The 12,031-nt window shown below is 69.8% G+C and carries 12 protein-coding genes; 10 read left to right on the top strand and 2 right to left on the bottom strand.

Features of this window, described 5'->3' with window-relative positions; genetic code table 11:
- The first annotated feature begins 12 nt into the window (after positions 1–12).
- Positions 13–1,824 (top strand): allophanate hydrolase, encoded by a 1,812-nt coding sequence (atzF, locus tag METY_RS18245; protein ID WP_103122812.1) that lies wholly within the window; start codon positions 13–15, stop codon positions 1,822–1,824.
- A gap of 2 nt (positions 1,825–1,826) precedes the next feature.
- Here the strand turns inward: atzF and METY_RS18240 are convergent, their stop codons facing one another.
- Positions 1,827–2,771 (bottom strand): LysR family transcriptional regulator, encoded by a 945-nt coding sequence (locus tag METY_RS18240; RefSeq protein ID WP_103122811.1) that lies wholly within the window; start codon positions 2,769–2,771, stop codon positions 1,827–1,829.
- Positions 2,772–2,909: 138 nt separating this feature from the next.
- Between METY_RS18240 and METY_RS18235 the strand changes: the two genes are divergently transcribed.
- The 9 genes from METY_RS18235 to speB (METY_RS18195) all read left to right on the top strand — a co-directional run bounded on the left by METY_RS18235 (position 2,910) and on the right by speB (METY_RS18195) (position 11,115).
- Positions 2,910–3,899, top strand: coding sequence for an ABC transporter substrate-binding protein (locus METY_RS18235; protein ID WP_103122810.1), 990 nt, complete (start codon positions 2,910–2,912; stop codon positions 3,897–3,899).
- Between the two features lie 5 nt (positions 3,900–3,904).
- The gene (locus METY_RS18230; RefSeq protein WP_103122809.1) at positions 3,905–4,765 is read left to right on the top strand and encodes an ABC transporter permease; all 861 of its coding nucleotides are present in this window, start codon (positions 3,905–3,907) and stop codon (positions 4,763–4,765) included.
- A gap of 10 nt (positions 4,766–4,775) precedes the next feature.
- Positions 4,776–5,546 carry an ABC transporter ATP-binding protein gene (locus METY_RS18225; RefSeq protein WP_103122808.1) on the top strand — a complete coding sequence of 257 codons (771 nt, stop codon included), beginning with the start codon at positions 4,776–4,778 and terminating at the stop codon, positions 5,544–5,546.
- Complete coding sequence (locus METY_RS18220; protein WP_103122807.1) at positions 5,543–6,301, top strand: SDR family NAD(P)-dependent oxidoreductase; 759 nt, start codon at positions 5,543–5,545, stop codon at positions 6,299–6,301. Before METY_RS18225 ends, METY_RS18220 begins: the two co-directional genes overlap by 4 nt.
- Positions 6,295–7,005 (top strand): SDR family NAD(P)-dependent oxidoreductase, encoded by a 711-nt coding sequence (locus METY_RS18215; RefSeq protein WP_103122806.1) that lies wholly within the window; start codon positions 6,295–6,297, stop codon positions 7,003–7,005. Before METY_RS18220 ends, METY_RS18215 begins: the two co-directional genes overlap by 7 nt.
- A gap of 8 nt (positions 7,006–7,013) precedes the next feature.
- Positions 7,014–7,787, top strand: coding sequence for a creatininase (locus tag METY_RS18210; RefSeq protein WP_103122805.1), 774 nt, complete (start codon positions 7,014–7,016; stop codon positions 7,785–7,787).
- A gap of 17 nt (positions 7,788–7,804) precedes the next feature.
- A complete protein-coding gene (locus METY_RS18205) occupies positions 7,805–9,016 on the top strand; it encodes an aromatic ring-hydroxylating oxygenase subunit alpha (protein ID WP_160147389.1) in 1,212 nt (403 codons plus the stop codon).
- Entirely contained in the window at positions 9,013–9,975 is a 963-nt protein-coding gene (speB, locus tag METY_RS18200) for an agmatinase (RefSeq protein ID WP_103122803.1), read from the top strand. Before METY_RS18205 ends, speB (METY_RS18200) begins: the two co-directional genes overlap by 4 nt.
- A 189-nt stretch (positions 9,976–10,164) precedes the next feature.
- A complete protein-coding gene (gene speB, locus METY_RS18195) occupies positions 10,165–11,115 on the top strand; it encodes an agmatinase (RefSeq protein WP_103122802.1) in 951 nt (316 codons plus the stop codon).
- Positions 11,116–11,131: 16 nt separating this feature from the next.
- Here the strand turns inward: speB (METY_RS18195) and METY_RS18190 are convergent, their stop codons facing one another.
- On the bottom strand, positions 11,132–11,989 hold the full coding sequence (locus METY_RS18190; protein ID WP_146035760.1) for an SDR family oxidoreductase: 858 nt from the start codon (positions 11,987–11,989) through the stop codon (positions 11,132–11,134).
- Between the last annotated feature and the right edge of the window lie 42 nt (positions 11,990–12,031).

Below are 12,031 nucleotides of genomic sequence, written 5' to 3'. Positions count from 1 at the left end.
CAGGAGCGCGCCATGACGACCAAACTTTCCGAGCTCGCCTTCGATCTCGCCTCGCTCAAGGCGGCCTACGCCGAGGGGCTCGATCCCGTCGCCGTGGTCGACGAGGTCTACGACCGGATCGAGGCGCGGAACGATCCCGGCGTCTTCATCTCGCTGGTCGACCGGGAGACCGCGCGCGCGGCGGCCCGCGCGCTCGGGCCGAAGCCCGACGGGCGGCCGCTCTGGGGCGTTCCGTTCGGCATCAAGGACAGCATCGACTTCGCCGGCCTCCCCACCACCGCGGCCTGCCGAGAGTTCGCCTACGAGCCGGCGCGTCACGCCCCCTCCGTCGAGCGCACGCTTGCGGCCGGCGCGATCGCGATCGGCAAGACCAACCTCGACCAGTTCGCGACCGGCCTCGTCGGCGTGCGCACGCCCTACCCCATCCCGCGCAACACGGTCGATCCGACGCTCGTGCCGGGCGGCTCCAGCTCGGGATCAGCGGTCGCGGTCGCGGCGGGGCTCGTGCCCTTCACGCTCGGCACCGACACGGCGGGCTCAGGCCGCGTGCCGGCGGGGCTCAACAACATCGTTGGCGTGAAGCCGACCGTCGGCCTGACGCCCACCAGCGGCGTGGTCTACTCGGTGCGGCTGGTCGACGGCGTGACGGTGTTCGCGCAGACCGTCGACGACGGCTACGCGGTGCTTGGCGTCATCGGCGGCTACGACCCGGACGACGGGTTCTCGCGCGACATGGCCGTGCCGCCGCTGGGGCCGCTTCCGCCCCGGACGCGCGTCGCAATCCCCGACGCCGCAAGCCGTCGCTTCGGCGGGAACGCCGCGGCGGAGGCGGCCTTCGACGGCACGCTCGCCGACGTACGGGCGCTCGGCGGCGAGACCGTGGAGATCGACTTCGAGCCCTACTTCGCGGTCGCGCGGATGCTCTACGAGGGGTCCTGGGTCGCCTCGCGCTATCACCAGATCCGCGACTTTATCGAAGCCTCGCCCGAGGCCCTGCACCCGGTCACCCGCGAGATCATCGAGGGCGCGCGGACGTTCTCCGCCGCCGACGCCTATGGCGACGTTTACCGCCTGCTGGAGCTGCGCCGGGAGCTCGGCCGCGTCTGGGACAAGGTCGACTGCATGCTGGTCCCGACCTTTCCCCGCGCCCACACGGTTGAGGCGGTGCTGGCGGACCCGATCTCGCTCAACAGCGAGCTCGGAACCTACACCAACTTCGTCAACCTGCTGGACTACTGCGCCCTGGCCGTGCCCGGCCGGCCGCGCGCCGACGGCATTCCCGCCGGCGTCACCCTCATCGGGCCCGCCGGCGCGGACGGGAGGCTCGCGGCGCTCGGGGCTGCGATCCATGCGGCGGGCGGCGTCGCGATCGGCGCGCTCGGGCGCCCGGCGCCGCAGCCGGTTGTCCGGCCGGCCGTCGCGGAAGCCGGCGAGATCGAGATCGTCGTCGTCGGCGCGCACCTCTCCGGCATGGCGCTGAACGGCGAGCTCCTGAAGCGCGGGGGGCGCTTTCTGCGCGCCGTCGCGACGGCGCCGCTCTACCGGCTGCACCTGCTCGACGGCGCGACGCCGCGGCCCGGGTTGCTGCGCGTCGCCGACGGCTCCGGAGCGGCGATCGAAACCGAGGTCTGGGCGCTGCCGGCCGCAAGCTTCGGGCCCTTCGTCGCCGGGATCCCGTCGCCGCTCGGCGTCGGGACGCTTCGGCTCGGCGACGGGACGAGCGCGCTCGGCTTCCTCGTGGAGGCGGCCGGCGCCGCGGGCGCGCCGGACATCACCTCGTTCGGCGGCTGGCGCGCCTATGCGCGCTCGCTGAAGGCGGCCTGACCTCAGGCGGCCGGGGTCGGAACCTGCCGGCCCGCGCGCTTCTCCTGCGCGCCGGTCTCGGCCGACTGGCGCTTCAGCTCCTCGACGAAAGCGTCGACATGGGGCGCGTCGCCCTTCAGCCGGCGCGTCGCCACGAAGTGCTGGGAGTCGAAGCCGTAGCTCTCGGCCTTGAGCGCCTTCATTCGGCCGCGCGAGGCCCAGTCGTCGCCGATGTGGCGTGGCAGATAGCCGATGAAGCGGCCGGACAGGATCAGCATGGCCTGGGCCTCCATGTGCAGGATGGAGCCGCTCGCCCGCGGGTGGTTGACCCGGTAGAGATCGTCGAGGTGCCGGTAGCGCCGGACCGAGAACAGCGCCGCCTCGATGTCGGCGTGGCGGATGTCCTTCATCCCGAAAAGCGGATGCCCCGCGCCGCAGTAGAGCGCGTGCGGCTCCCGGCAGAGCGGGGTGTAAGCGACGCCCGGCGCCTTCTGGGAGAACGGGCCGATGATGACGTCGCGCCGCCCGTCCATCAGCGCCTGCTCGAGCTCGAGCGGCGTGCCGAGCTCGAGGTCGACGAACACCTCCGAGGCGTAGTCCATGTAGCGGCTGAAGGCCGTCTGCAGGCCGAGCTTCGCGTTCGTCACCACGCCGTCGATGATGCCGACGCGCAGGCGTCCGACGAGGCGTTGGCGGTCGCTGCCGACGCGGTTCTGGAAGGCGTCGATGTCCTCGAACAGGCGCTTCGCCGCGGCGTAGGTTGACTGCCCGAACGGCGTCAGCCGGAAGCCCGCGCGGCCGCGTTCGCAAAGCTGGCCGCCCATGTTGCGCTCCAGCGCCGCGAGGTGCGTCGAGAGCGTGGACTGCGACAGGTTCAGGACCACCTGCGCGTCCGCGAAGCTGCCGGCCTCCGCCAGCGCCACGAACACGCGCAGCAGCCGCAGATCGATGTTGTCCAGCCGGCGCATGCGATGCCGCTCCCCGTCGTTCGCCAGTAGGCGATCTTACATCGACATTCCTCGATGTAAGATTTCAACATTCATGATTTTCGTCGATATGAATTCGCGCAAGCATCCGGCCATCGTCCCCGCCCGGAGCTTCCCCGCATGACGCGCATCACGATCGCCGCCGCATTGTCGCTCGCCGTCCTCGCCGGGACGGCCCACGCTGCGGACAACAAGATCCGCGTGCTGGCCCCGACCTGGACCGGCTACGCGCCGGTCTTCGTCGCCATCGACAAGGGCTACTTCAAGGAGCTCGGGATCGACGTCGAGATGCGGTTCGAGGACGACCGCTCGAACGTGCTCGCCGCCATGACGCGCGGCGACGTCGAAGTCGACATGCGCACCGTCGGCGAGCACCAGGGCCGCCCGCGCGACGCCTCCACCCCGGGCGTCATCATCGGCACCATCGACATGTCGGTCGGCGGCGACGGCGTGATCGCCGACGGCAAGATCGGCTCGGTCAAGGAGCTGAAGGGCAAGACGGTCGCGATCGAGCCCAACATTCCGGCCCGCCTGCTGCTGCAGCTCGCGCTGAAGAAGGAGGGCCTGACCCTCGACGACCTGAAGATCAAGGAGATCATGACGCAGGACACCGTGGCGGTGTTCGCGGACAGCTCCATCGACGCGATCGGCACCTACGAGCCGGTGATGTCGCAGGCGCTCTCCTCGCAGACCCAGCGCAACGGCAAGCTGCTGATCTCGTCCAAGGACAGCGACATCGTCGTCGACATCATCGACGTGCGCCAGGACGACCTGAAGAAGAACCCGGTGAAGTACCAGCACTTCCTCACGGGCATCTTCAAGGCGATCGACCTCTACAAGAGCGACCCGGCCGAGTTCATCAAGCTGGCGGCGCCGCACTACAACCTGAGCGACAAGGAGGTGAAGGAAATCTTCGACACCAGTCTTGAGTTCACCGACAAGGCGGCGGCCGCGGCGATGCTCGGGACGCCCGAGAAGCCGGGCAAGCTCTACGAGATCTTCGACACCGTCATGCAGCTCAACCTCGACTACAAGTCGGCGGACGTGAAGCTCGACGCCAAGCAGCAGATCGACCCGTCGGTCATGGCCGCGATCTCCGGCGCGAAGTGAGCGCGGTGGCGGAGACGATCTCCCGGCCCGAGGCCGCCGCGCCCCCTGCGGCGGCCTCGGCGGCGGCGCGCCCCCGGAAGCGCGCCACCCGCGGGCTTCTGCGGCTCAGGACGCCGCTGCCGCGGGGATGGGGCCCGACGATCGCGGTCGGCGCCAGCGTCGCGATCGTGCTGGCCTGGGAATTCGTCGCCCGCCTCGGGCTCACCACGCCGCTGTTCTTCCCCTCCCCCACCGCGATCCTCTCCGCCATGGCGAGGATGATCTCGGACCAGCACCTGCTCTGGCACGCCTGGGTCTCCACGCTCCGCGTCTGGGGCGCCTTCTTGCTGGCGGCGGTGCTCGCCATCCCGATCGGCGTCGCGATGAGCGGCTACCGCGTGGTTGGCGCGGCGCTGGAGCCTGCGATCGACTTCATCCGCTATCTGCCGGTTCCGGCGCTGGTGCCGCTCGCGATCATCTGGTTCGGCGTCGGCGAGGAGACCAAGATCTTCCTGCTGTGGCTCGGCACCTTCTTCCAGCTGGTGCTGCTGGTCGCCGACGACATGCGGCGCGTGCCGCAGGAGTACGTCGAGATCGCCTACACCGTCGGCGCGAACGAGGGCCAGGTGCTGAAGGACGTCGCCTTCCGCGCCATGCTGCCGGGGCTCGTCGACAACCTGCGCATCACCCTCGGCTGGTGCTGGACCTACCTGATCATCGCCGAGATCGTGGCGGCGGACTCCGGCCTCGGCTTCGTGATCTGGGCGGCGCGCCGCTACATGAAGACGCCCGAAGTGATGGCCGGCGTCGTGCTGATCGGCGTCATCGGCCTCGCCACCGACCAGCTGCTGCGGCTCATCCACCGCCGCGCCTTCCGGTATCTGTGAGGGCGCGGCCGTGACGCATCTTCAGTTCGATCAGGTCACCAAGAGCTTCGGCGCCGTGCCGGTGGTCGAGACCCCGTTCAACCTTGCGATCGACCGGCACGAGTTCGTGGTGTTCCTCGGCCCCTCGGGCTGCGGCAAGACCACCCTGATGCGCATGATCGGCGGGCTCGACCAGCCGACCTCCGGAGAGATTCGGCTCGAGGGCGAGCCGGTCGGCGCGCCGGACCGGCGCCGAGGCATGGTGTTCCAGTCCTACTCGTCGTTCCCCTGGCTCACCGTCGCGCAGAACGTCGCCTTCGGGCTGAAGTACCGCAACGACCTCTCCGAGCAGGAGAAGGCCGTCCGCGCCGAACGCTACCTCGACCTCGTCGGCCTCTACGAGTTCTCCGACCACTTCCCGAGCCAGGTCTCCGGCGGGATGCGGCAGCGCATCGCGATCGCCCGCACGCTCGCGGCCGGCGCCGACGTGCTGCTGATGGACGAGCCCTTCGGCGCGCTCGACGCCCTCCGGCGCGAGCAGCTCCAGACCGAACTGCGACGCATTCAGCGGCGCGACGCCAAGACCATCGTGTTCGTCACCCATGACGTGGAGGAGGCGCTGTTCCTGGCCGACCGCGTAGTGGTGTTCTCGAAACGTCCGACCCGGATCGTCGCCGAGATCGACGTCCGCAGCCGGCTCGGCGAGGAGCGGTCGCTGGAGATCCGCGACGGCGAGGACTTCTTCGCTCTCCGGCGCGAGACCATCGGCCTGGTGCGCGCGGCGGCGGGAGACGAACTGTGAACCTCGAGGGGCTCGCCGGCCGCACGGTCGTCGTCACCGGCTCCAGCCGCGGCATCGGGCTCGGCATCGCCCGCGCCTTCTCCGCCGCCGGCGCCGAGCTGATCATGCTCGCCGACGACCCGGCGATCCATGAGGAGGCGCAACGCCTCGGCGCCCGCGGCCATGAGGTCGACGTCACGCGATCGGCCGAGGTCGAGGCCTTCGCCGCCGCGCTGCCGAAGCTCGACGTTCTGGTGAACAACGCGGGCTACGAGCGCCTGACGCCGCTCGACGACGCCAGCGCCGCGAACGAGGCGACCTTCCGCCGGATCCTCGAGATCAACGTCACCGGCATGTTTCTGATGACCCGGGCGCTGCTGCCGAAGCTCTCGTCCGGCGGACGGGTCATCAACACCGCCTCGGTCTGGTCGCGCACCGCGGAAGCGGCGTTCGGCGGCTACGTCGCGTCGAAGCACGCGGTCATCGGCCTCACCAAGACCTGGGCGAAGGAGCTCGGGCCGCGCGGGATCACCGTCAACGCGGTGTGTCCGGGCTGGGTGCGGACCGAGGCTTCGCTGCGCTCGCTCCAGCGCATGTCCGAGCGCTCGGGAACTCCGGAGGAGGCTCTGCTCGACGGCGTCGTGGCCGCGCAGGCGCTGCCGGGCTTCATGGAGCCGGAGGACGTCGCCGGCCCCTACCTGTTCCTCGCCTCCGACCTGGCGGCGAGCGTGACGGGGCAGAGCCTCGGCGTCGACCGTGGAGAAGCGCCGTGGTGAATGGGCACGCAGGCCTGAAGGTGGTGGTGACCGGCGCCTCAAGCGGCATCGGCCGCGCGGGCGCCCTGCGGCTGGCGGAGGCCGGGGCCAAGGTCGCCGGGATCGATCTGTCGCCCGCCGACGCGCCGTTCCTCACGATCACCGCCGACGTCTCGGACGAGGCCGACATGATCGCCACCATGGCCGAGGCGGCGGAGTCGCTCGGCGGGATCGACGCCGTGGTGAACTGCGCCGGCGTCTACCGCGGCTCCCCCCTCGCGGCGTTCGACTTCGCCGCCTTCGACCTGATGGTCGCCGTGAACCTTAGGGGCCTCATCCTGTCCGCGCGGGAGGCGCTGAAGCATTTCGGGCCCGAGGGCGGCAAGATCGTCAACGTGGCCTCCGAGCTCGGCTATCTCGGCCGCGCCGGCGCCTCCGGCTACTGCGCGACCAAGGGCGCGGTGCTGGCGCTGACGCGCTCCTGGGCGCGCGAGCTCGGCCCCCGCGTGCTGGTCAACGCCATCGCGCCGGGCCCGGTCGACACCCCGCTGCTCGACGCCGGCGCGATGTCCCCCGAGGAGCTCGCGGTCGAGACCCGCAACCCGCTCAACCGCATCGGCCAGCCGCACGAGCTGACCGAGGCGATCCTGTTCCTCACCAGCCGCCACACGACGTTCATGACGGGCCAATGCGTCAGCGTCGACGGCGGCGCCGCGATGCACTGAAGGATCCCATGGTCGACAGCGTTTTCATGTCCGAGCTGAGCTGGCCGGAGTTCGAGAGCAAGATCGCCGGGGGCGCCCCCGTGTTCCTGCCGCTCGGCGCGACCGAGCAGCATGGGCCGCACCTGCCGCTCGGCGTCGACGTGGTGCTCCCGACCGGCGTCTGCGAGCGCGTGGCGCGTGAGGTCGGCGGGCTCGTCGCCCCGACGATCCCCTACGGCTACAAGTCGATGCCGCGCTCGGGCGGGGGCGAGCTGTTTCCCGGCACGGTCAGCCTCGACGCCAACACCTTCTCCCTCGTGGTGCGCGACGTCATCCGCGGCCTCGGCCATCACGGCGTCCGCCGCATCGTGCTGGTGGTCGGCCATTTCGAGAACGCCTGGCCCTCGGTCGAGGGCCTCGACCTCGGCCTGCGCGAGCTTCGCCGCGACGGGATCGCCGACATGCAGGCGATGCGCTTCGAGTACTGGGACTTCGTGCGGCGCGAGACGCTCGACCGCCTGTTCCCGGACGGCTTCCCCGGCACCGAGCTGGAGCACGCGAGCCTGCTCGAAACGTCGCTGATGATGCTGCTGTGTCCGGAGCTGGTGGAGATCGACAAGGCGCCGACCGACGGTCCGGCGAAGTTCCCGACCTACGACCGCTTCCCGGTGCCCAAGGGCTTCGTGCCGGCCTCGGGCGTGCTCGCGATTGCGCAGGGATCCACGGCCGAGAAGGGCCAATGGCTGATGGACGACCACGTCGCCCTGATCTCCGCCGCCGTCCGAAAGGAATTCGGGCTCTGATCCAAGGGAGCGCCGCGATGACACGCACGTCCCTATCCGTCGAGGACGTCCGCGAGGCCGTTTTCCAGGCCGCCGCGCTGCCTCTCTCGCGCGCGGTGACGCTGCCGCCGGAGACCTATATCGACCCCGGATTCTTCGCCCACGAGGCGGAGATGGTGCTCGCGCGCGGCTGGATCTGCCTCGCTCACGTCTCGCAGCTCAAGAAGCCTGGGGACTATCTCCGCCTCGACGTCCTGGGAGAGCCGATGGTCGTCATCCGGGGCCGGGACGGAGACATGCGCGTTCTCTCGCGCGTCTGTCCGCATCGTGGCGCCGATATACTCCACCCCGTCTTCGGCGGCGGCGAAGAGGGCAATGAACCTATCCTCGTTTGCCCGTACCACCGCTGGTCCTTCGAGGCCGACGGAGCGCTCAAGGGCTGCCCGGAGATGCAGAAGGCGGAAGGCTTCGAGAAGGCGGACTGGCGGCTCGCGCCGTTCCGCGCCGAGATCTGGCACGGCTTCGTTTTCGTGAACATCTCCGGCGACGCAGCTCCGGTCGCCGAGCTCTACGCCGGCTTCGGAGACGCCATCGCGCCGTGGAGCGCGGCCGAGATGGAGGTCGTCATCGAGTTGAAGTGGGACTGCGACTTCAACTGGAAAGTCATGGTGGAGAACTGGATCGAGTCCTACCACCACCTCGGCATACACCACCATACGCTCAACACGTCCATGCCGGCCGCCATGACCTGGACGGAGCCGGAGCAGGGCCACTTCATCCGCTGCCATCTGCCATTCAACGAGAAGACGAGGCGCGCGACCGAGGAGGCGGCGGCCCGCGACGCGGCGCTCGACGGCTTCAAGCCGGTTCCCGGCCTGCCGGTCGACCGGCAGACCGAGTGGGGCCTCTATCTCGGCCTGCCCTGCTTCATGCTGCTGACCGCGCGCGACCGGGTCATCTGGTACAGGCTGCTGCCGCAGGCGGAGGATCGCTGCGCGCTGCTCACGACGACGCTCGTGACGAAGGCGGCGATGACGGACCCGGACTACGCCGCCACCCTCGAAGCCGAGACGAGGATGCTGCGCGACTTCCATGTCGAGGACATGCAGGTCAACGCCGCCATGCAAGCGGGCCTGCGCTCCTCCAAGGTCGTGCGCGGCCGCCTCAGCCATCTCGAAGAGCCCATCTGGCATATCCAACGCTATCTCTCGCGCCGCCTGCGCGAGAGCGAACCGAGGCGTCCGGCATGAAATCTCCCAACGACGGGCTCCCGCAGCCGCTCGATTCCGGAACGGTGCCGCGGTTCGCAGGCATGCCGACCTTCATGCGCCTGCCTGTGATGACGCCGGAGGAGGTGGACGTCGCGATCGTCGGCGTGCCGTTCGACATCGCGGTGACCAACCGTCCGGGCACGCGGCACGGGCCGCGGGAGCTCCGCAACCAGTCCTCGCTGATGCGGCGTTTCCATCACGTCACGAACCGCTCGCCTTATGACCTGGCGCGGGTCGCGGATTGCGGCGACGCGCCGGTGCACCCGCTCGACCTGATGGAAAACCTGAGCCTCATCGAGGGCTTCTACCGCCGCATTCGCGACGCCGGCGCCATCCCGCTGACCGGCGGCGGGGACCACCTCATCACGCTGCCCATCCTGCGCGGCCTCAATCGCGGCGAACCCGTCGGCCTGATCCAGTTCGACGCGCACTCCGACACCTACGACGAGTTCTTCGGCCAGAAGTACAATCACGGCACCCCCTTCCGCCGCGGCGTCGAGGAGGGGCTGATCGATCCGAAGCGGTTCGTGCAGATCGGCATCCGCGGCTCCATCGGCGATCCGCGCAACTTCGACTTCGCCAGAGACGCCGGCGTCCGCACGATCTTCATGGAGGAATTCGTCGCCCGCGGCGTCGACGACGTCATGGCGGAGGCGCGCGAGATCCTCGGCGACAAGCCGACCTACGTCAGCTTCGACATCGACGGGATCGACCCCTCCCAGGCGCCGGGCACCGGCACGCCCGAGATCGGCGGCTTCACCACCCGCGAGGCGCAGGCGATGGTCCGCAAGCTCGCCGGCCTCAATGTCATCGGAGCGGACCTGGTCGAGGTCGCGCCGCCCTTCGACCCCTCCGGTCTCACCGCAATGACAGGCGCGACGATCATGTTCGAAGAGCTGTGCGTGATCGCCGACAGTCTGGCGGCGCGCCGCGGCTGAGAGGACGTTGGGCAGCGACGACGCTCTGAATCCCGCCGTCGTTCCGGGCTTGTCCCGGAACCCATGATCCCGCCGACCGAGAATGATCTCCAGCGAGGGGATTATGGGCCCCGGCACTTCGGCCGGGGCGACGGCGAGCTTGAAAAGGGCGGTTCGCCGCCCGATCCCAAACCACAAGGACCCTGCGCCATGGCTCATGGCTACGACGCCGGACGGCTCGACCTCCCCTTCGTGGGGGTCGCGACCTTCGGCAAATACCCGCTCTGCCTCGACTGGGACCGGCTGGACGCGGACGTCGCCATCCTCGGCGCGCCGTTCGACCTCGGCACGCAGTGGCGGTCGGGCGCCCGGTCGGGCCCGCGCGCGATTCGCGAGGCTTCGACGCTCTTCGCCTTCGGCCACGCCGGCGCCTACGACCACGAGGACGACGTCGTCTACCTGCCCGCGGGGCAGGCGCGAATCGTCGACGTCGGCGACGCTGACATGGTCCATACCGACACGCTGCAGAGCCACGCCAACATCGAGGCTGCGGTGCGGAAGATCCTGAAGGCGGGCGCGTTGCCGGTGACGCTCGGCGGCGACCACTCAGTCAACATCCCCTGCATCGCCGCGTTCTCGGACGAGGAGCCGATCCACCTTATCCAGGTCGACGCCCATCTCGACTTCGTCGACGAGCGGCACGGCGTCCGCTACGGCCACGGCAACCCGATGCGGCGCGCGGCCGAACGCCCTTACGTCACCGGCCTCACCCAGCTCGGCATCCGCAACGTCTCCTCCACCGCCCGCGAAGGCTACGAGGACGCCCGGGCGATGGGCTCCGACATCCTGTCGGTGCGCCAGATCCGCAAGCTCGGCGTGGACGCCGTGCTCGAGCGCATCCCTGCGGCCAAGCGCTACTACCTCACGATCGACATCGACGGATTCGACCCTTCGATCGCGCCCGGCACCGGCACCCCGAGCCACGGCGGCTTCACCTACTACGAGGTGCTGGAGCTGCTCGACGGGATCACCAAGCGCGGAACGGTGGTCGGCGTCGACCTCGTCGAAGTCGCCCGCGAGTACGATCCCGCGGGCGTAACCTCGATCCTTGCGGCGCAGGTGCTGCTGAACCTGATCGGCCGCATCCTGCACAACCGCTGAGGCGCTCTCGGACGCCTCAGAGCACCGCCTGGCCGCCCGCCACGGTGATCAGCGCGCCGGAGGTGTAGCTCGACTCGTCGGAGGCGAGCATGACGTAGGCCGAGGCGAGCTCGGCCGGCTGGCCGGGGCGCCCCATGGGGGTCTTGGAGCCGAAGGTCTCGACGGCCTCGGGCGGCATGCCGGCGGGAATGAACGGCGTCCAGATCGGCCCAGGCAGCACGGCGTTCACGCGGATTCCGCGCTCGCCCAGCAGGCCGGCGAGACCAAGCGTCATGTTGGCGATCGCGCCCTTGGTCGCGGCGTAGGGCAGCAGCATCGGCGTCGGATCCTTGGAGTTGATGGACGCCGTGTTGATGATCGAGCCGCCGGCGCCCATGCGCGCCACGGAGAGCTGGGCCAGGTGGAAATAGGCGTGGACGTTGACCGCGAAAGTCTTCTCCCACTCCTCGAGCGTGATCTCCTCGATCGACTGATAGGGCTTCTGGTAGGCGGCGTTGTTGACGAGCACGTCGAGGCCCCCGAGTTCGGAGACGGCGCGCTCCACGATCTCCGCGCGGAAGCCGGCGTCGCCGACGTCGCCCGGCAGCATCACCGCCTTGCGGCCCGCCTCTTCGATGAGCGCGCGGCAGGCGGCGGCGTCCTCCGCCTCGTCCGGAAGGTGGACGATCACGAGGTCTGCTCCCTCGCGGGCGAAGGCGATCGCGACGGCGAGGCCGATGCCGCTGTCGCCGCCGGTGATGATCGCCTTTTTGCCCGCAAGGCGGTCAGAGCCGCGGTAGCTGGTCTCGCCATGGTCCGGCTTGGGGTTCATGCCGGAGGTCTTGCCGGGAAAGGACTGCGACTGCCGGGGGAACGGCGGGGTGGGATAGGTCATGGTCTGCTCCTGTCGTCGGGAGCGAAACGACCTCGGCGGCGG

Source organism: Methylopila sp. Yamaguchi (genome assembly GCF_002897035.1).
In the GTDB taxonomy this organism is placed as follows: domain Bacteria; phylum Pseudomonadota; class Alphaproteobacteria; order Rhizobiales; family Methylopilaceae; genus Methylopila.
This window is presented reverse-complemented; position numbering and strand designations above follow the sequence as displayed.

Excerpts from the sequence above, each read along its gene's own strand:
- atzF (WP_103122812.1), top strand. The coding sequence starts at position 13 with ATGACGACCAAACTTTCCGAGCTCGCCTTCGATCTCGCCTCGCTCAAG.
- METY_RS18240 (WP_103122811.1), bottom strand. The coding sequence starts at position 2,771 with ATGCGCCGGCTGGACAACATCGATCTGCGGCTGCTGCGCGTGTTCGTG.
- METY_RS18235 (WP_103122810.1), top strand. The coding sequence starts at position 2,910 with ATGACGCGCATCACGATCGCCGCCGCATTGTCGCTCGCCGTCCTCGCC.
- METY_RS18210 (WP_103122805.1), top strand. The coding sequence starts at position 7,014 with ATGGTCGACAGCGTTTTCATGTCCGAGCTGAGCTGGCCGGAGTTCGAG.
- METY_RS18205 (WP_160147389.1), top strand. The coding sequence starts at position 7,805 with ATGACACGCACGTCCCTATCCGTCGAGGACGTCCGCGAGGCCGTTTTC.
- speB (WP_103122803.1), top strand. The coding sequence starts at position 9,013 with ATGAAATCTCCCAACGACGGGCTCCCGCAGCCGCTCGATTCCGGAACG.
- speB (WP_103122802.1), top strand. The coding sequence starts at position 10,165 with ATGGCTCATGGCTACGACGCCGGACGGCTCGACCTCCCCTTCGTGGGG.
- METY_RS18190 (WP_146035760.1), bottom strand. The coding sequence starts at position 11,989 with ATGACCTATCCCACCCCGCCGTTCCCCCGGCAGTCGCAGTCCTTTCCC.